Below are 22,308 nucleotides of genomic sequence, written 5' to 3' on the forward strand. Positions count from 1 at the left end.
TGCGGATGCGCAATACTTGGCTGCGCCTACCGTGTTCGTCTAGTCGTTATCTACTTCACTCTTTAAAACTGAAGTAGCGCCACTTCACTCTTAAAGACTGAAGCGAAGGATCCGGCGAGCGATCGTAGTTTCCGAGAGCACCTTGAGGCGGCGCCCATCAATCACGATGCTTTTCAGACGTTCGTTCACACCGTTCAAAATTAGAGGCGCGGCAGCATATGGATTGATGTCTGGAGATGTAGATCGGACCTTCGCAAGTTCTTTCGAGATGACATCGGCCTCAGCCTGATGGACAGGACTATTCCTCCGCGCTTTTGCTGCACGCGCGGCGGCGTGCGCCTTCGGCCCAAATCTACGCGACACCACTTCGCTACGGCTGAGTAGACGCCCGGCACCGTACCAGCCGTCGAGTGATCGAAGGTGAGCCCTCAGAACACCCTCAGCTAAATGGGGGCTAGTCTTGGCAATGAGATCGCCGAATCGTTTTGCTTCATCCCATCCCGCCTCAATGTCTTCGAGCGAGAATGAGATTTCGGCATCGGCATTCACCGCCTCTGACGATCGCCTCAGGGAATCAAGGTCCAGCCTGATGGCCTCGATGCGCTCCTCAATAGCCTCGACAGCTTTCCGGTAGGCAGACTCGGGATCTGGTGTCACGGAGCAGGTCCAGCCCTTGAGACAAAGGCGGCCCAGGCATCCATCAGCTCGCGTCGCTTCTGGAAAAGATCACCCCGCCGGTAGGCCGCCTCGACCTTGTTCTCGATGATGTGGGCGAGCGCCATCTCGACCACCTCGGATGGGAAGCGCGTGGTCTCGGCCGCCCAGTCGCGGAAGGTCGACCGGAATCCGTGCGTAGTCAGGTCGGGCCGGCCCATGCGCTTCAGCAGCTCAAGCATCGCCATATTGCTGAGTGCCTTGCCGCGCTTGCCGCCAGGGAAGACGTATCGGTCGCCATGCGCCCTGAGGTGTTCGAGGATCTCGACGGAACGGTCACAGAGCGGCACCCGGTGCTCGCGACAGCCCTTCATCCGCTCGGCCGGCACGGTCCAGGCCCGCTCGGCCAAGTCCATCTCGTCCCAGGTCGCCCCGATCACCTCGCCGGTGCGAGCGGCCGTCAGGATCGTGAATTCCAACGCCAGGGGCGAGGTCCCGTTTTGCTGGCGAAGGCTGGCGACGAACTCGCCGATCTTAACGAAGGGGAGGGCGGCGTGGTGCTCGACGCGCTGCACCTTGGACCGCTTCGGCAAGAGGTTCTGCAGGTGCCCGCGCCATCGCGCAGGGTTCTCGCCTTGGCGGTAGCCGCGGGTCGCAGCCCAATCGAGCACGGATTCGATGCGCCCCCGAACCCGGGTCGCGGTCTCAGTCTTGTCGCCCCAGATCGGCTCGATCACCCGCATCACGAGCCCGGTGTCGACCGACTGGACGGGGAGGGGGCCGAATACGGGCGAAGCGTAGGTCGCCAGGGTGTTGCGCCACTGGTCCCCGTGCTTCGCGTTGCGCCACCCCTTCTTGTGAGCCTCAATGTAGGCCTCGGCGCAGGCGTCGAACGTCATGGCCTTCGCCGCGTCGAGCTGAGCGGCCGATCGAACCCGCTGACGGGCCTCTATCGGGTCGATACCGTCGAGGCAGAGCTTTCGGCACTCCGTGGCCTTGTTGCGCGCCTCGGCCAGCGTCAGCGTGTGGAGCGAGCCGAGACCCATCGACCTGGCGCGCCCGTTGAGCATGAACCGGAAGATCCATGACCGAGCGTCGGCATGTGTCACCTGCAGGTAGAGGCCACCGCCGTCGGCGTAGAGGCCCGGCTCCCGCGTGCGCGAGACGACCAATGCAGACAGCTGTCCCGGCCCGCGCCTCAACTGACAACCTACAGCCTTACCTACAAACGTAAGCCGGATTGTAGCGTGTCCGTGTGTGTACGGAAAGACGGCGTAGGGGGTGGTGGCCCAAGAAAAACAACAGCTTACAGACATGGGCGGACAGTCGTGGACACCCCTTGTGGGGACACCCCTTCCGCCGCCTGCGTTGAATGCGAAGCGCCATCGTCGATGCATGGCCGTTGCGCCGACCGGCGGATGCGAAGTGATCGGGGGGCTGGCCGTGCCATCGGTACCGAACCACCTTCTCCGGCGCGGTATCCGGCTCACGTTCGCGTGTTCGGGCCGGCAGCCGTGATCCAGCAACATTGAGCAGCGAGGGTCGCGACCGAACCCGCGAGGCTGTCGTGCTCGAACCATCTCCGCGTCCTCGGCTGCCGTGTCCGTTGGATGCGTGGGCCTCTAATCTGCGAACCACGATCCTGGCCGACAGGATGGGCGGGACGGAGCCGTGGGCTGTCTATGCGGAGACCTTGTGGGCTCGGTGCGGCGATCTCACCCGGGACGCGCCTGCGCCGGTTGCCCCGTGCCCGCGCTGGGACGAACCTTCTCTACGTTCGATAACGCGAATTCCGGGTGGATTTACGCGCCCTTAACCCTGCTTTCGCAATCTCGGCGCGACGGGAGGGCGTGGAATGCTCGATCAATATGGCGGGCGGGCACGCGGTACTGCGCAGGGTTCTGCGTCGGTGCGCAGCCTCGCGAAGGCCCGGGACTATCGCGCCTCAGGGCGATTCGATCGAGCCGAATCGAGCCTGCGCCGGGTGCTCGGTGCCGAGCCCGACCATCCCGAGGCGCATTACGAACTCGGCCAGATCGCGGCGCGAAGTGCCCCGGAGAAGGCCGTCACCCATTTCGTCACGGCATTGCGGGGCGCACCCGAGCGCCCGGGCTATTGGCTGGCGCTAGCCACCGCCCTGCTCGCGGTCGACCGGCAGCCCGACGCGCGCGCGATCTTGGAGCGCTACAAGGCGCAGAGCTTCGGGCCTGAGGCGCAGACGCTCAATGCGGCCTTCATGGAGAGCACCTTCGGCGCTGCGCAGATCCGCTACGACCGGGGCGAGTTCCTCCCGGCGGAAGCGCTGCTCGACCTCGTGCTGCTCCTCAATGAGACCCACGCCCACGCGACCTACCTCGCCGGTGCCGTCGCGGCCCGGACCAACCGGCCCGAACTGGCCTTCGACCTGATCAGCATCGCGCTCTACCGCGAGCCCGAGAACCCGCTGTTCTACAGCGGCCTCAGCTCGGTCCTCACCAACCGCGGTGATCATGACGGGGCCATCTCCGCGCTCGAGAAGGCCCTCGAACTCGATCCCGACCTCGCCATCGCGCATGCCAATATCGCCGGGGTCTACCAGCGCCGCTTTCGGTACGGCGACGCCCTGCGGCACGCCGAGCGGGCGCTTGTGCTCGAGCCCGGCAATGCCGGCGCGCACAGCAACCGCGGCAGCGCCCTGCTGGCCCTCGGCCGCCTGGGCGAAGCCGTGGAGGCGTTCGACCGTGCCCTCAGCCTGGACCCGTCCAAGCTGTTCGTCGCCTCCAACCGCCTGTTCGCCAAGCTCTACGCCGCCGACATTCCGCACACGGAATACGCCGCCGATGCGCTGGCCTACGGCCGCCGCTATGCGGACCGGCTGCTGCGCCGCCGCCCCTTCGCCAACGATCGCGACCCGAACCGCCGCCTGCGCGTCGGATTCGTCTCGGGCGATCTCTGCAACCACGCCCTCGTCCGCTTCTTCGAGCCGTACCTGCGTGCCGTCGACCGGGATGCCTTCTCGGTGCTGGCCTACATGACCCACGCCAGCGAGGACGCGATCTCGGAGCAGCTCAAGCCGCTGTTCGATGGCTGGTACAATCTCGCCTCCCTGGACGACGACGAAGCGGCGAACCGGATCGAGGCCGACGCCATCGACATCCTGGTCGACCTGTCCGGCCACAGCGCCGGCAACCGCCTGCTGATGTTCGCCCGCAAGCCCGCCCCCGTCCAGGTTACCTGGATCGGGCATCCGGGAACCACCGGCCTGACCGCCATCGACTATCGCCTCACCGACCCGATCACGGACCCGCCCGGCCTCGCCAAGCCCCTGCACGCGGAGCGGCTCTGGCGCCTCCCGCGGGTCACGGCGACCTATGCCGGTGTCGACAACCTGCCACCGGTGCGGGAACGGTCGCCGTTCGAGGATGCGGGCTACGTCACCTTCGGGTGCTTCAACCGCCTGACGAAGGTCTGCGACTCCGCGCTGAAGACCTGGGCCGACATCCTGGTGGCCGTGCCGGATGCGCGTCTGTTCATGGTGATCGGCGACATCGGAAACCCCGAGGTCCGCGTGGCAGTCGAGACGCGCCTCGCAGCGGCCGGAATGCCCATCGACCGGGTGATCTTCCAGCCGCGCGTCAACAGCGGCTATCACGAACTCTACCAGCGGGTGGATATCGCCCTCGACCCGTACCCGTATAACGGCGGCACGACGAGCTACGACACCCTGTCGATGGGCGTGCCCTTCGTGACACTTCGCGGGGGCCACGCGGCGGCGCGCACCGGCGTTTCGGTGCTCACGGCGATGGATCTTCCCGAATTGATCGCCGACAGCGAGGAATCCTACGTGGCGATCGCCCGGGACCTGGCCTGCGACCGTGATCGCCTTCGCGTGATCCGCGAGGGTCTTCGCGAGCGCCTGCATGCCAGTCCGCTCATGGATCATGCCGGCTTGGCCGCCGATGTCGCCGCGGCGTTTCGGGGCATGTGGCGGCACTGGTCGTCCGAAGGCCAGGCCTGAGGCGCGACGCGGCCGCGAGCGGCCTCCCGTACGGATTGTCGGCCGGAAATCGGGGAAGCGTCCACCCCTGATTGCAGTTGGGTCGCGATATCACGACGGGCCGCTCGGCTTTTCGACAGCGTTGCGATGGTCGATGCCGGCCCATCGTCACGAACCTCTGTGTGGGGGCTCGGGCTCCAGGCGCAGCTGAGATCAAACCTTCGAAGGATAGGCTCCACAGCGGTCCTCCGGCTTGGCTGACCAGTGCTCGTCCGCGACCGCGCTCCGGGACGGGACATCGGCCATCAAAGACTGTCGCCGGACTTTGTTGATCCTGAAACGATAAAGACCTCACAGTTCGATTGGTCTGCAGCGCGTTCGATTTGCGATTACAAATAGTGTTTCTTATACTTGGTTCCAAGATATGGCCTATCGCCTCAGAATAAGGGAGATTACGCTGCCGTAATCGTAATGCCGCTTCGAGAGGACTAGATTTTCAATTGCTGTTTGATCCCGAAAAACGATTGTTAACGATGTCTGGACGGATACATTTTTTGATATATCGAATTAAGATCTCGGCAAGCGGTGGGGAGATACATCGCATGGGCCGCCAATAAGACGGCTTTTCGATCAAAAGGATCGTCCTCATGTCCTCCAGCGTCACCCTCACCGCCGCCACCCGCCAGAACCTGCTCTCGCTGCAGGATACGGCTTCGCTGACCGCGACCACCCAGAACCGGCTGTCCACCGGCCTGAAGGTCTCCTCGGCCCTCGACAACCCGGTGAGCTTCTTCACCTCCCAGTCGCTCAGCCAGCGCTCGGGCGATCTCGGCAACCTGCTCGACGGCATCTCGAACGGCATCCAGTCGATCCAGGCCGCCAACCAGGGCATCACCTCGATCCAGAAGCTGGTCGATCAGGCCAAGTCGGTCGCCAACCAGGCGCTGTCCACCCAGATCACCACCACCGGCACCGCTTCGACGGCCTACGCGGCGCCGGCCGCCAACACCACGCTCAACCTGTACATCAACGGCTCGGCGACCACGGTGGCGCTGGCCTCGACCGACACGCTCGACCAGGCCTTGACCAAGCTCAATACCGCGGTGGGCGCCGGCAGCTTCTCGAAGAGCACCGACGGCACCAAGATCGTGTTGAACGCGTCCTCGGACGTGGAATTCAAGACCGCGGCCGATCAGACGGCCCTCGGCTTCGCCGGCGGCACGGCCTCGTCCGGCCCGACCTACGGCACGACCACCGCGGTCGGCCAGAGCTCGGACCTGAGCGTGTCCGGCGTCTCGGCCCGGTCGACGCTGGCCTCGCAGTACAACAGCCTGCTGACCCAGATCGATCAGCTGGCGGGTGATTCGAGCTACAACGGCACGAACCTCATCAACGGCAAGGGTGCCAACAACAACCTGACGATCAACTTCAACCCGAAGGGCAACTCGAACCTCACGGTCACCGCCACCGACGAGACCTCGAGCGGCCTGGGGCTGACCTCGATCACCAGCACCTCGACGAAGACCTCGACTGTCGGCCAGGGCAACTTCCTGCTCAACGCCGACATCAACACGACGCTCAGCACGCTGACGACCGCCTCCAGCCAGCTGCGCACCGATGCTTCGACCTTCGGTTCGAACCTGTCGGTGGTGCAGAACCGTCAGGACTTCAGCAAGAACCTGATCAACGTCCTCGACACCGGCTCGTCGAACCTGACGGCGGCGGATCTGAACCAGGAGGCTGCCAACTCGCAGGCCCTGTCGACCCGCCAGTCGCTGGGCATCTCGGCCCTGTCGCTGGCCAACACCGCCCAGCAGGGCATCCTGCAGCTGCTGCGCTAAGCGTCAGCCGCAGCGACATAGAGACGGCCGGGGCATCGCCCCGGCCGTTTTCGTTTGTACGTCCGGTTCATTTTCCTTTGGACGGGGCGCCGCCCGCTCGCCGGAGCGCCTCGGCAAGGGCCCCGCTGCCGGTTGCCGGCGTCGGTTTGGTTTGCATCCGCCGCGGGTCGGGAGACGGATCGCTGGAGCGCCGGGCTTGTGACCCCGGCTCGATCGGGTCGTCGAGTCGCATCGACAGGGCAATGCGCTTGCGCGCGACATCGACGCTGAGCACCAGGACCCGGATGACCTCGCCGGTCCGGACCACCTCAGCCGGCGAAGCGATGCGCCGGCGTGCCATCGCCGAGATATGGACCAAGCCGTCCTGGTGGACGCCGATATCCACGAAGGCACCGAAGGCGGCGACGTTGGTGACTACGCCTTCGAGCTGCATGCCGGGACGCAGATCGTCGATGGTCTCCACACCCTCCTGAAAACTTGCCGTCTTGAAGGCCGGGCGCGGATCGCGGCCGGGTTTCTCCAATTCCGCGATGATGTCGCGCACGGTCGGCGTCCCGAAGCGCGAATCGGCGAAGGTCTCGGGGGCGAGCCGGCTCAGAGTCGCGGCGTTGCCCAGCAGCACGCGGATGTCGCTCTTGGTCGCCTGCAGGATCCGGCGCACCACGGGATAGGATTCCGGATGGACGCCCGAGGCGTCGAGAGGATCGTCGCCGTCCCGAATGCGCAGGAAGCCGGCGGCCAGCTCGAACGTCTTCGGACCAAGGCCCTGTACTTTCTTCAGTGCCGTCCGCGTCCGGAACGGACCGTTCGCGTCCCGGTGCGCCACGATCCGGTCGGCCATCGAGGTGCCGAGGCCCGAGACCTGCGCCAGCAGAGCCGGGGAGGCGGTGTTTACGTCGACGCCGACCGCGTTGACCGCATCCTCGACCACCGCAGAGAGCTGGCGCGACAGCTTCGTCTCGCTGACATCGTGTTGGTACTGCCCGACGCCGATCGATTTCGGATCGATCTTCACCAGTTCGGCGAGCGGATCCTGGAGCCGGCGGGCGATCGAGGCGGCGCCGCGATGGGACACGTCGAGATCGGGCAGTTCGCGCGATGCGATCTCCGAGGCGGAGTAGACCGAAGCGCCGGCCTCCGAGACCGTGACTTTCGCGAGCGCCAAGTCGGCATTGTCCGCCACGATTTCCGCGGCTAGCCGCTCGGTCTCCCGGGAGGCGGTGCCGTTGCCGATGGCGATCAGCTCGACTCGATGCTGACGGCACAGTCGCCCGAGGCTCGCCACCGCCTCCTTCCAGCGCCGCTGCGGCTCGTGCGGATAGGTGGTCTCGACCGCCACGATCCGGCCGGTGGGGTCCGCGACCGCGACCTTCACGCCGTTGCGGTAGCCGGGATCGAGCCCCAGCGTCGCCCGGCCGCCCGCGGGTGCGGCGAGCAGCAGATCTTTCAGATTGCCGGCAAAGACCTTCACGGCCTCATCCTCGGCCCGCTCGAACAGCCGGGTGCGCAAGTCCTGCTTGATCCCGTTCCGGATCTTGGTCCGCCAGGCGGTGCGTACGACCTCCAGGAGCCAGGCATCGCCCGGCCGTCCCCGGGCGGCAATGTGATGCCGGCTGCAGATCGCAGTCTCGAACGGTCCGGGGCGGCCCGCTTCCGAATCTTCGCCCTCGGCGTAGAGGTCGACATCGAGGATGCCTTCGCGTTCGCCGCGAAAGATCGCAAGGATTCGATGCGAGGGCATACGCTCCAGCCGCTCGCTCCACGCGAAGTAATCGGAAAATTTCGCACCCTCGGTGGCCTTGCCTTTGCGTAGCTTCGAAGCGAGCTGGCCGCTTCGCCAGAAATCCGCGCGTAGACGACCGACCAGATCGGCATCCTCGGCGAAATGCTCGATCAGGATCGCCTTCGCGCCCTCCTGGGCGGCGTCGGTGTCGGCGATGCCCTTTTGCGCGGATACGAACGCCGTCGCGGCACGCTCGGGCGGAATTTCGGGCTTCGCCAGCAGCGCCCGAGCCAGGGGCTCGAGGCCGGCCTCCCGAGCGGTCTGCGCCTTCGAGCGGCGCTTGGGCCGGTAGGGCAGGTAGAGATCCTCCAGACGCGCCTTGGTGTCGGCGGCGGCGAGGGCGGCGGCGAGCGCCGGTGTCAGCTTCCCCTGGGCCTGGATGCTCCCGACGATGCTGTTGCGCCGGTCGTTGAGGTCGCGCAGGTAGCCGAGCCGCTCGTCGAGCTTGCGCAGCTGCGCGTCGTCGAGACCGCCGGTATTCTCCTTGCGGTAGCGGGCGATGAACGGGACGGTGGCGCCGCCGTCGAGGAGCGCCACGGTGGCGGCGACCTGCGCCTCCGCGACCCCGAGTTCCTCGGCGATCAGCGCGTTCATGGATGTCATGCAGGCTCCGGCAGGCGAAGGGCAAGGCATTGCCATACCCGGCGCGCAGTCGGATGCAAGGCGCCCGGCAAAAGCCGGTCAGTCGTCACCGCGTTTCGAATCGGCGGCGGCCTTGATGGCGCGGGCGAAGTCCAGAACGCGATGTCGCTCCGAAGAATCCCCGATCGAAAGCCACAGACCGAGCAATTCTTCGGCGTCCGCGACGTGGTCGGCGGCCGTTTCACCGAAAAAGACCTCGGTCGAGCATCCTAATGTCTTGGCGAGGTTCTGGAGTGTTCGCCGCGACCGTTCGACCGAGGATCCGCTGCCGTCCGTCATCGATTCGGTCCGCTTCGTCGCCTCAGCAAGCGATGTCGCACGCGCGTTCGCCGAGTTGAGGCAACAGGTGAGGGGAGTGGGATACGGCCGGATCGGGCGCCTGCAGGATGCGGCAACCGGAGCGACGACCGAACGGTGACGCGCGGAGACTGCAGAGCGTTGCGATGAACTTACGGTCCATCGCGTCTGGATCGAACCCATTCGGGTGACGCCGGTCAAGGGACGAGGCGCGCCGGCGGCTCGTCAGTACGAAATCAGACCGTCGACCGGCCAGGCCGCCATGCGCCCTTTCCAAGGTCGAGCCCGCCCGGACGCGGCTTCAGGAAAGGCCGCCGTCATCGCCCTGTCACCGGGCGGTGCTGAGTTTCATACCGCACGTTCCGGATCGGCGAGCAGCCCGTGCGCTTCGAGATTCGCGCCAGCAACCGGTCGCACTGGTCCTGGGTTCTCGTGAACGAGACCGAGGAGACGGTGGTCGAGTCCCGGCGCGGCTTCCCCTCCCAGGCGCAGGCGACGGCGGCCGCGATGGCCTTCGCCCAGCTCGTCGCCCGGGCCGGGCGCAATCTCGCGGGTGTTCCGCGCGCCGGCGGGTTTCTGTAGGGCGGCCCGGCTCAGGCCCGGTGACGCAGCAGGCCCATCACGCTCCAGCAGGCGATGAAGCAGCCGACCCCCATGGCGCCGAGGCAGCTGATGGTGCGCACCGGCTCGCCGCGGGCCAGCACGATGGCGAGGGCGAGGGGCAGCAGCAGGAACGCGAGCAACAGGGTCATGAAGGGCTCCGTTCAAAGCGCTCGGCGCAAGCGAGGGCGTCAAAGCGAGGGTTGAGACCCGGTCCCGATCGCAACGCGCCTTGGACCGGGTTCTGCCGACCCTAGGAGCCGATGGTTAATCACTGCTGACGGAAGCAGCGGCCTGCGGGATGCCCCAGCCGGTCGCGTCGATTCGCGCCGTGCCCCAGCCGGTCCCGACCGCGATCGTCAGCGGCAGCAGCAGCCGGCCGCCCGAGACGGGGGCGAGGCGCACGTGCAGGTCGTCGTTCTCGGCCATCCGCCGCACAGACGATCCTTTGGCGCGGTGGCCTGCGACCGGTACCCAGCGGATCCGGCAATCCAGCGCCGGGCCGCGATACGGACCGGTCGTCACCGTGACCACCGCGCCGCGCGACAGCACGAGATCGGCCCGCACCGCGCCGTCGAAGACCGGGATGCGGCGGTCGCACAGGGACGGCATCAGCGGACCGGACCCGACCGGCACGGCGAGCATGCCGATCGGGTCGGTGACACCGGCCGTGTCGGCCGCGGTCACCGGTACTCGGTCGGGCTTCGGGACCGGCGCAGGCTCGAGCTCGGCCTTGCGGACGGTCCCGGCGTCGAAGGCGACATGCACCAGGATCGGCATCGTGCCGTAGCGGCTGTCGATCGAAAAGTCGGCCGGGACCGCGCCGCTTGCGGACAGGCGTCCTCGCGAGCGGGCACGCCCGGCGCCCTGGAAGAACCAGCCCGCCAAGCCGGTCAGTTCGCCGTCGAGACGCATGGTATACCGGTCGGCCGAGAGATCCGCGGTGAGCTGGGCCTGGCCGACCGGAACGTTCAGGAAGCTCAGGCTGTACTGCACGACGAAAGGCTGCCCGGACTCCGCCGCGCCGGCGCCGGCCGTGAGCACCGGAAGCACGATCGCCGCGGCGGTGCGGGACAGCCTCCGTCTGCCCCGGATCGGTCCGCGTTCGAGATCGACGCGATCCGGCAAGGCTTTGGCGCACACCCCAACCGTCCTCCCGCTGGACGCGAGCCAGGGATCCGACGGGACCCGAGCGCCGTCGGGTCCGGCCCCGGGCGACCACACTCTGCCGCTCCGGTCCCGCCCGCAAGGGTCCGGAACGCTCGGCTCGCGACCGAGATGGCCTTTGGGCCGATCGTGTGGGCTTCAGTGCTCCCCGGTGAGACGCGCACGCGGCTATCACGCGCGGCGCTCCGCTGCTTCGCCGCGCCTGCAACGTCGGGGAAAGTGCCGGACGACCCGAGGCGAACAGCGGTCGGCTCACCCGCCGCGATACTGATCGTCGCTCACCGCCTCCAGCCACGTCACCGCCGTGCCGTCCAGGCGCTCTTGGATCGCGATGTGGCTCATCGCCGTCGTTGCGGTGGCGCCGTGCCAGTGCTTCTCGCCGGGCTCGAACCAGACCACGTCGCCGGCCGCGATTTCCTGAATCGGGCCGCCCTCCCGCTGCACCCAGCCGCGGCCGAAGGTGACGATCAGCGTCTGGCCGAGCGGATGCGTATGCCAGTTGGTGCGCGCCCCCGGCTCGAAGGTCACATGCGCCCCCGCCACCCGGGCAGGATCCGGCGCGGAGAAGAGCGGGTCGATCCGGACGGTGCCGCTGAACCAATCAGCCGGGCCGGGACCCGAGGGCCGCGACCCGCTGCGCTTGATCTCCATAGCAACGTCTCCATCGGTTTCGTGCGCGACGATCCTCGGAGGATCAGCACGCTCAACGCGCGTCCAACGATTCCTGGTCATCCGTCATTGCGGGATGACCGGAGGATAGGCCGCACGCCGCGAGGCAGGTCGTGGCGTCGCTTCTCCAAGCGGCGATGCCGCCCTAATCCAGCCGCGCCAGCCGGTCGAGAAGCGCCCGGTCGTGCAACAGCGCCATGCGCTCCTTCGGAGAGAGCCAAGCCCGCGCTTCCGGCACGGTCTTGGCCTCGCAAATCTTGGCGGTGGCCAGCGTCTGGTCCGGGTCGATGGCGCCGCGGGGGCGGGACAGGCCGGCGGGGAGCATGCGGGCATGGGCCTCGGCCAGCACCGGGTCGGCGTGAAGGGCGGACAGCGCGTCGGCATCGTCGAGCCCCTGGGCGGCGTTGCGGGCCGCCAGGGCGCCGGCCCGGATTGCGATCTCGGGCGGGGTCGCCTCTTCCGGGGTGGCGAGCAAAAGGCGACGCTTGAGGGCGAGGCCAAGGCCGAGCTGGCCGCTCGCCCAGGAGATCGGGATCGCCAGCACGAGACCCAGGATCGTCGGGCTCATCCAGAGGAACAGGGAGGTCGCGAGGGCGAAGGCTGCGATCCCGGCGACCAAACCGAGCACCGTGTGCCAGCGATGGCGGGCGACGATGTCGCGCATCGGGATCGAGCCGTCGTCCCGGCGCTGTGGGTTCCAGCCGGTGTCGCGCCCGAGCAGGATGCCCATCACCGAACCGGACTGGATCACCATCGCCACCGGGGCGACGAGCGCCGAGAGCAGGATCTCGACCAGGCTGGACAGGATCAGCCGCCCGGCACCGCCACAGGCCCGGCGCACCGGGCGGTCGAGGAGGGCCAGGATCAGGCCGAGGATCTTGGGGGCCAGCAGCACCGCCATGGTCAGGCCGAACAATTGCAGCGCGCGGACCGGGTCGAACCGCGGGAAGACCGGCGAGAACCCGGCGCCGCCGAAATAGTCCGGCCGCTCGGTGGCGGTCTGCAGCACGAGCAGGATACCGACGACGAGCTGGCACAGCCAGAACGGGGAGGCGAGGTAGCCGGCGATGCCGGTGGCGAAGTGCTGCCGGGTCGCCGCGTGCAAGCCGGCGGCGCCGATCACCCGGGCGTGCTGGAGGTTGCCCTGTGCCCAGCGGCGGTCACGCACCGCCACGTCGATCAGGGAGGGCGGGCTCTCCTCGTAGGAACCCGGCAGACGGTGCAGCATGTAGACCGCCCAGCCGGCCCGGCGGATCAGCGCCGCCTCGACGAAGTCGTGGGACAGGATGTGGCCGCCGAACGGCGGCTTCCCGGGCAGGTCCGGCAGGCCGCAGGCTTGCGCGAAGGCGCGGGTGCGGATGATGGCGTTGTGGCCCCAGTAATTGCCGTCGCGCCCCGACCAGGCTGACAGCCCGGCGGCGATCACCGGCCCGTAGATCCGCGCGGCGAATTGCTGGAGCCGGGCGAATAGGGTGTTGCGGTTGATGATGAGCGGCAGGGTCTGGATGATCCCTGAATCCGGGTCGGCCTCCATGGCGGCGGCGAGCGCCACGATCGCCGGGCCGCTCATCAGGCTGTCGGCATCGAGCACCAGCATGTGGTCGTAATGGCCGCCCCAGCGGGTGACGAAGTCGCCGATATTGCCGGCCTTGCGGTGATGGTTCTTGGGCCGGTGGCGGTAATACAGCCGGGCGCCGGGGCCGAGGCGGCGGCGCAGGTCGAGGAAGGCGCGCTCCTCGGCGATCCAGGCATCGGCCTGGGTCGAATCCGAGAGCACGAACCAGTCGAAATGGTCGCCGAGCCCGGTGGCCTCCACGGCCTCGCGCATGGCCTCCACGCCCGCGAAGGTCCGGGCGGTGGCCTCGTTGTAGACCGGCATCAGCACGGCGGTGCGGGTGTGGAGCGCGGCAGGCACCGGGTCCGGGCGCGACCGGCGCAGCAGTAGCGCGAAGCCGAGCAGGCCGCTGGTGAAGGCGAGTGCGATCCACGAGAAGGTCAGGCAGAACAGCACCACCAGGACCAGCTGGAGGGCGGTCGGGCTGCCGGAGACCGACACGGTCTCGACCATCTGCCAGCCGCCGTAGCCGGTGAGCGCCAGCGCGCCACCGAACACGAACAGCCGCGCTGCCCAGGGCGACCTGCGCCTGCGCGTCGGCCGATGGGCGGCGGCGCGATCCCAGCGCGCGAGATCCTGCACCGGCATCGCCAGGGGCGCCTCGGGCGGCATCGCAGCGGTGTTGTCGGAACGCGCGGGGCCGGCAACCGGGTGGGATGCGGGCGGCGGCAACGTCGTGGTCTCGTCCAGGCGCACGGCGGGGTGTGATCCTCGGGGTGATCGGCGAAAGAAACTTACGGCGTCCAGCGGAACAGCCAGGTCTCGCTGGCGCGGTCCTGGCCGCGCCGCAGCCCCAGACGCAATTCGCTCGCCCGCTCGCTGCCGGGGTCGAGCTCGAACAGAACCCGCAGGGTGCGGCGCTCCGGGTAGTGGAAGCGGTCCTGCCGGGTGATCGTCCCGGTCGAGGCGCTGAGCGCAATCTCGATCTCGTCCGGCCGGGCCAACCCGTCGACCGCGAAATCGACCGCGAACAGCCGGCGGTTGCCGGTGCTGCCGTGGCCGCTGCGGCTGTCTTTCACCCGGGCAAGCTCCTGGGGAAGCGGGTCAGGCCAGCCCTTGGACCAGTGCTGGCGGCAGAGGAAGCGCATCTCGCCGCCCTTGGCGAGTTTGGCCTTCGGGCGCCAATAAGCGAAGACGTTCTCGTTCAGCTCGGAATCGCTCGGGATCTCGAGAAGCGTCACCGCGCCCTCGCTCCAATCGTCCTGCGGCTCGATCCACAGGGACGGGCGCTGCTCCCAATGCCGTCGGTCGTCCTCGAAATCATCGTAGGCGCGGGCGCGCTGCATCAGGCCGAAGCCCTTCGGCCCCCGATCTAGGAAGGCCGAGACCTGCAGCGCTTCCGGGTTGTGCACCGGGCGCCAGATCGGCTCGCCGTAGCCGTTGCGGATCGCCAGCCCCTCCACAGAGAAGGCGGCGGCGCGCAGATCATCGACCTTCTGGCGGTCGAGGGGACCGAACAGGTAGCTGCCCTGCATGCCGCCGAGCCCGATATGGTCGAGTTCGTTGCGCGCGAACACGGTGCCGTCGATCCCGGCCGTGGAGGCCTCCCGGCCCGGCGTGAGCGTCAACCGGAACGCGGCGGCGGCCGATTCCGACTCGACCAGCGCGTGGATGACGATCGGCTGGCCCGGCGCGGGCGCCTCGATGAACAGGGCGCGGAACAGCGGGAATTCCTCGCCGCGGGAATCGGCGGGACGCAGGGCCAGCGCCCGGGCGTTGATGCCGAAATCTTGGCCCTCGGCCACCAAGCGGAAGAATGAGGCGCCCTGGAACAGCGCGAAGTCCGACAGGTCGGTCCTATCGCCGAAGCGCGCGCGCAGGCGAAAACCCGAGAACGCGGCGTCGGCGGTCAAATCGGGTAGGGCGACGTTGGCGGCAATCAGGCTGTCCTTGTCGTAGGCGATCGGCTGGACGAGCCCGTTCTCTACGACGAAGAGCGAGACCGGCGTGTCGAAGATCGACCCGCGCAGCAGCGGCTCGATCGCGTAGCCGAAATCGCGGTCGGCCCAGATGGCGCGGCCGGGCACCGGGTGAATCGCCTCGTAGGCGTCCCGAGACAGGCCTTTCAGCACCGCCGGCACGTCGTCGGTCTTCGGCGCGACGTAGGAGGCCGCGGCCCGGGCGCGGGCGATGTCGATCAGGGTGTCGGCCTCGAACGGCGCGCCAGTGCCGGGGAGGATCGTGGCAGGGTTGGCGCCCTGATCCGCCGCGGTCGCTGATGGAATCGCCGGCAGAAAACTCGCGGCGGTGCCCATAGCCCCGGCCAATACGGCGCGGCGGGTGGGAGCGGCGGCGAATCCGTCGGCGGTGGTCATGCAGGCCTGCATCTCAAGTGGCGGAACGGTGCCTGTATACCGGGAGGCCGGCTGAACCCAGGGTTAAGCCGCGCCTCGGATGGAACGGGCGCGCCTCCGTTGACTTAGGGCAAGCCGGCTCTCTAATTCCGGAGACTGAATCGCACGGGGGAGGCAGCATGGGATCGTTGCGGGTCACGGGCCACGGCGTGGATCTCGGAGAGAGTCTGCGCGGCCGGATCGACGTGCGGATCGCCGCGACGCTCGACAAATACCTCGACTCGCACATGAACGATTCCTGCACCGGCCACGTCACGCTCCGGCGCGATGGAGCCGCCTACCGCACGGGTTGCGTGCTTCACCTCGCGTCGGGCCTGACCATTGAGGCGGTAGGCGTGTCGCACGACGCGCGGTCGAGCTTCGAGCAGACTGCCGACAAGCTTGAGACGCGTCTGCGTCGCTACAAGCATCGGTTGAAGCAGCATGCCAGTGGTCCAAGCGAATCCTCGGCGATCGAGGCCGCCTACGCGGTGTTCGCCCCGCCGGAGGAGGTTGACGAGGACGAGCCGGAGGACGGGGATTCCCACCCACCGATCGTCGCCGAGAGCACGAAGACGCTGCAGCGCCGGACCATCGGCGAGGCGGTGACCGCCCTCGACATGACGGGATCCCCGGTGGTTGTGTTCGTCCACGCTGGCACCGGGCGCGTCAACGTCGTATACCGGCGCAGCGATGGAGCGATCGGCTGGGTGGACCCGCCGGGCGCCATCGACTGACGCGTGTGGACCGGGAGGAACAGAGCCGGAACCGGCTCGTTCTCCGGCCCATTTATAGTCGGGGGCGTCATGCGAGGCGCCCCCGCGACGAGGCCCGTTCCGACGTGGACGGGTGACGGGGCAACGGTCGATCGATGCCAATTCTGGAATTCCTCGACCCTGAATCGGTCGTGCAGTCCCTGCGCGCGCGCGCCAAGAAGCAAGTTCTTCAAGAACTGGCGGCACAGGCTGTGCGCCGGCTGCCGGCGCTCGACGAGCGGCCGGTCTTCGACACGCTGCTCCAGCGCGAGCGCCTCGGCTCGACCGGAATCGGCGACGGCGTGGCGATCCCGCACGGCAAGCTGCCCGGGCTCGACCGGCTGTTCGGCTTGTTCGCGCGGTTCGACCGGCCGGTGGATTTCGAGGCTCTGGATGGGCAGCCGGTGGATGTCGCATTCCTGTTGCTTGCCCCCGAGGGCGCTGGCGCCGATCACCTGAAGGCGCTCGCCCAGGTTGCCCGGGTCCTGCGCGAGCCCGGCATGCTCAACCACATCCGTGCCGCCCGCGATTCCAGTGCGCTCTACGCGCTCCTGACTCGCTCGACGGCGCCGCAGGCCGCCTGATGCCGCTGCCTCGTCTTGCCGCAACCCTCGTGATCCTCGCGGGCCTACCCGGGCTCGCGCAGGCCCAGGGTGAGGCCACCTGCGCCCGCGATGTCCTGGTGGCCCAATCGATGCAGCGTCAGGCTCTGGAACAGCTGGAGCAGGCGGACGGCGACGACGCCAAGAACTGCCGCGTGTGGCGCCGCCACGTCGACACGATGCGCCGGGTCGCGAGCGTCTACGGCCGCTGCCTCTCGGGTTCGGAGCGCGTCCAGCGGCTCGCCCAGGTACAAGGCTCGGACCGGGAATTTTCTGCGGCTATCAAGGCGCGCTGCGGCGGGCATTGAAGGCGGGTTCGACCCCGGGCCGACCGATCCCGTCGTTAGAAATTCAATCGATCCTGCGCATCATCAGCGGCTCGGCGACCATCTTCACCGGCTTGCCGCGGCCGATCAGGATCGCCGCCCGGGAGCGCTCGGGATCGTCCTCGAAGCGGGTGCGGACCCAGCTCGCCAGGAACTTTATGTATTCCGAAGCCAGAAGCTTGGCCGTGGGCGGGCTCTGCCACCAACGATCGGCATCGAGCCCCTCCGTGACGACCGGATGCGGTAGGACCCGATCGCTGTCCTGGAGGGCGTGGTCCAGCTCAATCAGCGTGCGCGGCATGTGGTAGTTCGAGGTCACAACCGCGACCGTGTTGAAACGGTGCGCCCGCATCCAGCGCCGGGTCTCGATGGCGTTGCCGATGGTGTTGCGTGCCCGGTAATCGAGATCGACGCAGCAGGCGATTAGGGAACGCTGGGTCGGGTTCAGCCGGGCGATCTCGTCGCGGCTGGTGCGCTCGTTGACGCCGGTGATGAGCAGGCGCCGGCCGTAGCCGCCGGCCAGCAGATCGATCGCATCGCCGATTCTCTGAGCCCCGCCGGTGAGCGCCACGATCCCGTCGGCCCGGTCGGCCGGACTCCGCTCGTGCCGGGCGAGCGCGCCGACAAAGACCAGGAAGCCGGCGAACAGCACGAGCATTCCAAGACCGGCGCCGAGACCGCAGGTCCAAAGGGCGAGCTGGCGGCGGGGATGCGGCCGTGCCGGCGCAGAGACGCGGCGCGGGAGAACCCACTCGTTCCAGGCCCAGCCGAGGGCGTCGGTCGGATAGGGGGCCGGTGCGCGTTGCATCCGCGTGGTCATCCTCCGGAGGATCGGCGCCGAATGCGGCGACCCGGAGGCAGCACGTTCGGCCCCATCCACAGCGACGCGATAACCTTTCCCAAGCGTTAACGGTTTGCCGGGACCCCCTGTTTCCCCTGCGCGCTCAGGGTTCGGCGCGCTCAGGACAGGAAGCGTCGCACCGTGATCCGCGAGACGATTCCCGTGACGAGGGACGCGATCACGCCGATCAGGATCACGCTGGCGTAGCCGCGCAGCCCGACCTGAACGGCGCCGAACAGAGCCTCGACCTCCTGGCCCGCCGGTCCCGAGCGGGACGCGCGCGCGAGCAGCCCTGCGATCGCGAAGGCGAGGATCGCCAGCCCGGCCCCGATCGCGCCGCCGCGCAGACCCAGCCCGAAGAACCGGCGCTGGAACGCACGGGCGATGTAGTCGTCATCGGCACCGACGAAGTGGAGCACCTCCACCACCTCGCGGTTGCCCGCCATGGCGCCCCGGGTGGCGAAGGTCACGGCCAGCCCGGTTGCAACCAGCACCAGCACCACCATGCCGATGCCGATGCCCACGAAGGCGTTGGCCGCCGTGGAGAGCCGCTGGAGCCAGAGCGCGTGGTCGTCGAGGCTCGCCACCCCGGGTAGGGCCTCGGTGAGGCGTGTGCGCAGGCGCTTCAGGTCCGCGCTCCGGCTGTCGGCGAGCTTGAGGGCGATCAGGCGCGGTACCGGCAGGTCCGACAGGTCGAGGCCGCTGCCGAGCCAGGGCTCCAGCAGCCGCTCAGCCTCAGCCTTGGAGAACACCCGCGCCTCGGCGATCCCGGGCTCGGATTTGGCAATCGTGTCGGCCCGGGCCACGTCGGCATCGACGTCCCGGCCGGGGCCGGGCCGCACCTGGATCGTCACCTCCTGGGCGACGTCCCCCTGCCATTGCCCGGCATTGGTGGCGACGATTTCGGCGGCGCCCGCGCAGAGGCCCGCCAGGAAGGTCAGGATCGCGATGACCGCGGCCAACGACCGCCCGGCCGCGGTGTCGGTGGGGACCAGGGCGGCGTTGCGGCGCAAATTCGTCGGCAGGGTCGGATCGGCGGGGCCGGTCGGGGGCACGGCCTGGGTCCGGGCGGTAGCCGGTGCGCTCATTCCTCGATCCGCAGCCGGCCTTCGCCCAGCACCATCCGGCGGGCGTCGACGGCGTCCATGATGCCGAAGTCGTGGGTCGCGATGATCACCGAGGTCCCGAGCTTGTTGAGTTCGAGGAACAGCCGCAGCAGCCGGCGGCCAAGGCCGGGATCGACGTTGCCGGTGGGCTCGTCGGCGAGGAGCAGATCCGGCCGGGCGATCAGCGCCCGGGCGATGGCGGCGCGCTGCTTCTCCCCGCCCGACAGGAGCGGCGGCAGGGCGTGCATGCGCTCGCCGAGGCCCACCCAGCGCAGCAGCTCGACTACCTCGGCCCGGTAGCTCGCCTCGGACCGCCCCTGGACTCGCAGGGGCAGGGCCACGTTCTCGTAGGTGGTGAGGTGGTCGAGCAGGCGGAAATCCTGGAACACCACGCCCATGCGCCGCCGCAGGCTGGTGAGCGCCTTGGCCGAGATGCCGCTGACCTCCTCGCCGAAGATCGAGACCAGGCCGCGGGTCGGGCGCACCGACAGTAGAATCAGGCGCAGCAGCGTCGTCTTGCCGGCGCCGGAGGGGCCGGTGAGGAACTGAAACGAGCGCGGCGCGATCCGGAAGCTCACGTCCGACAGCACCTCCGGCCCGAGGCCGTAGCGCATGCCGACATTCTCGAACTGCACCACCGGTCGTTCCGCGCCGGGCAGCAGGCTCTTCATGCTCGCCTGTACGTTCAAAGCCGTGCCGGGTTTCGCCGATCCATCGTCCGGAAATCGCCGGATGGGCGGGCGTTTTCAAGGCCGGCCTGATTTCACGGACGCTTAACCCTGTTGGTGCACGGTTCCGCAACTGATTTTGCCGACCGCCTCCGGCCGAGATCATCGGAAACGGTCCCTGATGGAACGCATGGCGCGCGTATGCTGATCGTCTGCCCGAGCTGCGCGAGCGAGTACCGGATCGAGGCCGGCAAGGTCGGCATGGACGGACGCTCGGTCCGCTGTGCCGCCTGCAGGGAGACTTGGTTCCTTACCCCGGCCGACGTGCTGGCCGGCCACGAGGCGGAACTGGCCGACAAGGGAGAGGCGGAGCCGGATCCTTTGGCCGACGCCGCCTGGCAGGAAGCCTCGGCCACGGTCCGGGCCGCCTCCGACACATCCGAGCCGCCACCCAAGCGGCGCCGGGCTCCGTTGAGTTCCGCCCGCGGCAAGGGCTGGCGCGGCATACCCGGCCTGTCGCCGTCCCTGGCCGTGGGGCTGACGGTGTTGGCAGCATTGCCCCTGGTTTGCCTTGCCAGAACCAGCGTGGTCCGTATGGTCCCGCAAAGCGCCGCCCTGTTCGCCCGGGTCGGACTGCCGGTGAACGTCCGCGGCATCGAGATCCGCGACGTGGTTGCGTTCAACAACCCCGCAGAGGAGGGCCGGCCGGCGGAACTCGTGATCGAGGGCGACCTCGTCGGAACAGCCCGGACCGACGTGCCGGTCTCGGCGCTCAGCGTCGAGATCCGCGATGCCGGCGGCCGCGCGATCCGGACCTTCCCGGTCTCCGCGCCGCGGGCGATGCTCGGCACCGCCGAGACGGCCCGATTCCGGGGGAGCCTGACGAGCCCACCGGCCGCCGGCCGCGCCGTGGTGCTGCGCTTCGCCGACGCCGAACCGTCGCGTGACGATGCCCGTGCGGCGGCCGGCCACTGAACGGGCGCGCGCCGCTTATCACGCTGCGTATGAGCCAAGCGAGATCCGACGCTTCGAGCACTCAGTGTACGAACCCAAAGTAGAAGATCGCCCAGAGTGACGGCTGATCGGATCAAATCCTCGGCGGGAGCTTATCAAACAGGTCTAAAGACACATTCAGTCCAACGCACGCAATCGTGAAGTAAATCCATCACAAAATCGGGCGCTGGTCAGGCATCCATAAATTTTCATCATTCTGATGCAAATCGATCTTTTCTGACTCATTGAAACTCTTGCATGGCTCCCAAAGCCGAACTGATTAGCGCCATTCATAAAAGTGGACGCATTGTCCTGGTTATAAGCCCCCCTATTGCCTCCCGAGATCGAATCTGAAACTCTAGGTCTGCTGTTGCCCTGGCGAATGATCGCCCGTGCTCGAATTTAGGGTTGCGGGATCAGTTTTTTCGTGAAAGTCAAGGATAAAATTCCATTTTTTGTCCAAACGACTGATACTGTCGAGCGGAAACAAGCTTTCGACTATTGGCGGAATACGGTCATGGTTGGCACGGAGGTGGTGCCGATCGATCCGGCCTTGCCGTTCTCGGCGGCCCGCAAGGTCGCCGTCTCCACGCACGGCGCAATCACCCGCACGATCAGCGACCCCTACAGTCTGGAGCGGACGGCGCAGCACGTGCGCGGCGACGGGCGCGAAGAGGTCGGCATCATGCTGATCGTGCGCGGAAGCGGCTATATCGAGCAAGGCAACAACGGTGCGCTGCTGCACCCCGGTGACATCACTTTCCACGCGTGGGGCCGGCCTGGCGCCGGAGCCGGTCTCGACAATTTTGAGGAGTTGCGCCTGACCGTGCCGCGCAACACCTTCCTCGCACATGTCGGCAACATGTACGATTTCGGCGGCCGCAAGATCGCCGCGACGCCGTTGAGCGGGATGTTCGCCGCCTATCTTCAGACCTTCGCGAGTTCGATCTCGGACATGTCTGCAGCGGAGACCGGTATCGCCGTCGAGGGCGCCTTGTACCTGCTGCGTGGCGCCGTCCACGGGCAGGAGGCGCCTACCGATGGCGAACTCTCCGCGGAGGCGGTACGCTCCCTGGCCCTGGCCCATATCCAGCGCCGCCTGCATGATCCTGAATTCGGTCCGAATTCCCTTGCCGCCTCCCTGCGGGTTTCCCGCAGCCGCCTCTACGCGGCCTTCGCCGGGGGAGAAGGGGTCGCGGCCACGATTCGCGACGCGCGGCTCGACCGGGCCCATGATCGGATCATGATGATGCGGAAGGCCGGCGCACGGATTGCCTCGATCATGGTGAGCTGCGGCTTCACTGACCCCGCCGCTTTCAGCCGGGCGTTCCGCCAGCGCTTCGGCCTCTCGCCGCGGGACCTTCTCGCCCAGGGGGCCGGCTAACCGGATCGGGTGCGACGCCCGCAGACCCGAGTTGCTCCGGGACGTCCGACCCATAT

Annotated in this window: 20 protein-coding genes; 8 read left to right on the forward strand and 12 right to left on the reverse strand. The window is 67.9% G+C overall.

Going from position 1 to position 22,308, the window contains the following annotated elements; genetic code table 11:
* Positions 1-90 precede the first annotated feature (90 nt).
* A complete protein-coding gene (locus MKL11_RS21675; protein ID WP_243947217.1) occupies positions 91-657 on the reverse strand; it encodes a hypothetical protein in 567 nt (188 codons plus the stop codon).
* Complete coding sequence (locus tag MKL11_RS21680; protein ID WP_243947219.1) at positions 654-1,826, reverse strand: tyrosine-type recombinase/integrase; 1,173 nt, start codon at positions 1,824-1,826, stop codon at positions 654-656. The genes MKL11_RS21675 and MKL11_RS21680 overlap by 4 nt, the downstream gene beginning before the upstream one ends.
* Positions 1,827-2,563: 737 nt before the next feature.
* Here MKL11_RS21680 and MKL11_RS21685 point away from each other — a divergent pair.
* Positions 2,564-4,651 carry a tetratricopeptide repeat protein gene (locus tag MKL11_RS21685; protein ID WP_313900768.1) on the forward strand — a complete coding sequence of 696 codons (2,088 nt, stop codon included), beginning with the start codon at positions 2,564-2,566 and terminating at the stop codon, positions 4,649-4,651.
* A gap of 626 nt (positions 4,652-5,277) precedes the next feature.
* On the forward strand, positions 5,278-6,471 hold the full coding sequence (locus MKL11_RS21690; RefSeq protein ID WP_243947223.1) for a flagellin: 1,194 nt from the start codon (positions 5,278-5,280) through the stop codon (positions 6,469-6,471).
* Between the two features lie 67 nt (positions 6,472-6,538).
* Here MKL11_RS21690 and MKL11_RS21695 read toward each other — a convergent pair whose 3' ends face one another.
* Entirely contained in the window at positions 6,539-8,857 is a 2,319-nt protein-coding gene (locus tag MKL11_RS21695) for a Tex family protein (protein WP_243947225.1), read from the reverse strand.
* Positions 8,858-8,935: 78 nt separating this feature from the next.
* Positions 8,936-9,175: a hypothetical protein gene (locus MKL11_RS21700; RefSeq protein ID WP_243947227.1), complete on the reverse strand. Its 240-nt coding sequence runs from the start codon at positions 9,173-9,175 to the stop codon at positions 8,936-8,938.
* 399 nt (positions 9,176-9,574) lie between these two features.
* On the opposite strand from MKL11_RS21700, the gene MKL11_RS21705 reads away from it, so the two are divergent.
* Positions 9,575-9,775 (forward strand): hypothetical protein, encoded by a 201-nt coding sequence (locus MKL11_RS21705; RefSeq protein WP_091864264.1) that lies wholly within the window; start codon positions 9,575-9,577, stop codon positions 9,773-9,775.
* A gap of 11 nt (positions 9,776-9,786) precedes the next feature.
* On the opposite strand, the gene MKL11_RS21710 is transcribed toward MKL11_RS21705, so the two are convergent.
* The 5 genes from MKL11_RS21710 to MKL11_RS21730 form a co-directional block, all read right to left on the reverse strand.
* Positions 9,787-9,945 (reverse strand): hypothetical protein, encoded by a 159-nt coding sequence (locus MKL11_RS21710; protein ID WP_167369087.1) that lies wholly within the window; start codon positions 9,943-9,945, stop codon positions 9,787-9,789.
* A 115-nt stretch (positions 9,946-10,060) separates the two neighbouring features.
* Complete coding sequence (locus MKL11_RS21715) at positions 10,061-10,936, reverse strand: DUF3108 domain-containing protein (protein ID WP_243947229.1); 876 nt, start codon at positions 10,934-10,936, stop codon at positions 10,061-10,063.
* A gap of 276 nt (positions 10,937-11,212) precedes the next feature.
* Complete coding sequence (locus MKL11_RS21720; protein WP_243947230.1) at positions 11,213-11,611, reverse strand: cupin domain-containing protein; 399 nt, start codon at positions 11,609-11,611, stop codon at positions 11,213-11,215.
* 163 nt (positions 11,612-11,774) lie between these two features.
* Positions 11,775-13,940 carry a glucans biosynthesis glucosyltransferase MdoH gene (gene mdoH / locus MKL11_RS21725; RefSeq protein WP_409565892.1) on the reverse strand — a complete coding sequence of 722 codons (2,166 nt, stop codon included), beginning with the start codon at positions 13,938-13,940 and terminating at the stop codon, positions 11,775-11,777.
* A 38-nt stretch (positions 13,941-13,978) separates the two neighbouring features.
* A complete protein-coding gene (locus MKL11_RS21730; protein WP_243947231.1) occupies positions 13,979-15,559 on the reverse strand; it encodes a glucan biosynthesis protein D in 1,581 nt (526 codons plus the stop codon).
* Between the two features lie 158 nt (positions 15,560-15,717).
* Here MKL11_RS21730 and MKL11_RS21735 point away from each other — a divergent pair, with 158 nt between their 5' ends.
* The 3 genes from MKL11_RS21735 to MKL11_RS21745 all read left to right on the forward strand — a co-directional run bounded on the left by MKL11_RS21735 (position 15,718) and on the right by MKL11_RS21745 (position 17,242).
* On the forward strand, positions 15,718-16,314 hold the full coding sequence (locus MKL11_RS21735) for an HPF/RaiA family ribosome-associated protein (protein ID WP_243947232.1): 597 nt from the start codon (positions 15,718-15,720) through the stop codon (positions 16,312-16,314).
* A 134-nt stretch (positions 16,315-16,448) separates the two neighbouring features.
* A complete protein-coding gene (gene ptsN / locus MKL11_RS21740; protein WP_243947233.1) occupies positions 16,449-16,916 on the forward strand; it encodes a PTS IIA-like nitrogen regulatory protein PtsN in 468 nt (155 codons plus the stop codon).
* Entirely contained in the window at positions 16,916-17,242 is a 327-nt protein-coding gene (locus MKL11_RS21745; RefSeq protein WP_243947234.1) for a hypothetical protein, read from the forward strand. Before ptsN ends, MKL11_RS21745 begins: the two co-directional genes overlap by 1 nt.
* A gap of 43 nt (positions 17,243-17,285) precedes the next feature.
* Here the strand turns inward: MKL11_RS21745 and MKL11_RS21750 are convergent, their stop codons facing one another.
* The 3 genes from MKL11_RS21750 to ftsE form a co-directional block, all read right to left on the reverse strand.
* Positions 17,286-18,068: a YdcF family protein gene (locus tag MKL11_RS21750; protein ID WP_243947235.1), complete on the reverse strand. Its 783-nt coding sequence runs from the start codon at positions 18,066-18,068 to the stop codon at positions 17,286-17,288.
* Positions 18,069-18,220: 152 nt separating this feature from the next.
* On the reverse strand, positions 18,221-19,189 hold the full coding sequence (locus MKL11_RS21755; RefSeq protein ID WP_243947236.1) for a cell division protein FtsX: 969 nt from the start codon (positions 19,187-19,189) through the stop codon (positions 18,221-18,223).
* On the reverse strand, positions 19,186-19,878 hold the full coding sequence (gene ftsE / locus MKL11_RS21760; RefSeq protein WP_243947237.1) for a cell division ATP-binding protein FtsE: 693 nt from the start codon (positions 19,876-19,878) through the stop codon (positions 19,186-19,188). Before ftsE ends, MKL11_RS21755 begins: the two co-directional genes overlap by 4 nt.
* A 198-nt stretch (positions 19,879-20,076) precedes the next feature.
* On the opposite strand from ftsE, the gene MKL11_RS21765 reads away from it, so the two are divergent.
* Together MKL11_RS21765 and MKL11_RS21770 are read left to right on the forward strand one after the other, a co-directional pair.
* A complete protein-coding gene (locus tag MKL11_RS21765) occupies positions 20,077-20,850 on the forward strand; it encodes a zinc-ribbon domain-containing protein (protein ID WP_243947238.1) in 774 nt (257 codons plus the stop codon).
* A gap of 445 nt (positions 20,851-21,295) precedes the next feature.
* Positions 21,296-22,252, forward strand: coding sequence for a helix-turn-helix domain-containing protein (locus MKL11_RS21770; RefSeq protein ID WP_243947240.1), 957 nt, complete (start codon positions 21,296-21,298; stop codon positions 22,250-22,252).
* Positions 22,253-22,308 lie beyond the last annotated feature (56 nt).

This window comes from Methylobacterium sp. J-077 (assembly GCF_022829365.1).
In the GTDB taxonomy this organism is placed as follows: Bacteria; Pseudomonadota; Alphaproteobacteria; order Rhizobiales; family Beijerinckiaceae; genus Methylobacterium.

Bases quoted from the DNA above. Each gene is read 5' to 3' on its own strand.
- MKL11_RS21690 (WP_243947223.1), top strand. From the start codon at position 5,278: ATGTCCTCCAGCGTCACCCTCACCGCCGCCACCCGCCAGAACCTGCTC.
- MKL11_RS21695 (WP_243947225.1), bottom strand. From the start codon at position 8,857: ATGACATCCATGAACGCGCTGATCGCCGAGGAACTCGGGGTCGCGGAG.
- MKL11_RS21700 (WP_243947227.1), bottom strand. From the start codon at position 9,175: ATGACGGACGGCAGCGGATCCTCGGTCGAACGGTCGCGGCGAACACTC.
- MKL11_RS21710 (WP_167369087.1), bottom strand. From the start codon at position 9,945: ATGACCCTGTTGCTCGCGTTCCTGCTGCTGCCCCTCGCCCTCGCCATC.
- MKL11_RS21720 (WP_243947230.1), bottom strand. From the start codon at position 11,611: ATGGAGATCAAGCGCAGCGGGTCGCGGCCCTCGGGTCCCGGCCCGGCT.
- MKL11_RS21730 (WP_243947231.1), bottom strand. From the start codon at position 15,559: ATGACCACCGCCGACGGATTCGCCGCCGCTCCCACCCGCCGCGCCGTA.
- MKL11_RS21735 (WP_243947232.1), top strand. From the start codon at position 15,718: ATGGGATCGTTGCGGGTCACGGGCCACGGCGTGGATCTCGGAGAGAGT.
- ptsN (WP_243947233.1), top strand. From the start codon at position 16,449: ATGCCAATTCTGGAATTCCTCGACCCTGAATCGGTCGTGCAGTCCCTG.
- MKL11_RS21745 (WP_243947234.1), top strand. From the start codon at position 16,916: ATGCCGCTGCCTCGTCTTGCCGCAACCCTCGTGATCCTCGCGGGCCTA.
- MKL11_RS21750 (WP_243947235.1), bottom strand. From the start codon at position 18,068: ATGCAACGCGCACCGGCCCCCTATCCGACCGACGCCCTCGGCTGGGCC.
- MKL11_RS21755 (WP_243947236.1), bottom strand. From the start codon at position 19,189: ATGAGCGCACCGGCTACCGCCCGGACCCAGGCCGTGCCCCCGACCGGC.
- ftsE (WP_243947237.1), bottom strand. From the start codon at position 19,878: ATGAAGAGCCTGCTGCCCGGCGCGGAACGACCGGTGGTGCAGTTCGAG.
- MKL11_RS21765 (WP_243947238.1), top strand. From the start codon at position 20,077: ATGCTGATCGTCTGCCCGAGCTGCGCGAGCGAGTACCGGATCGAGGCC.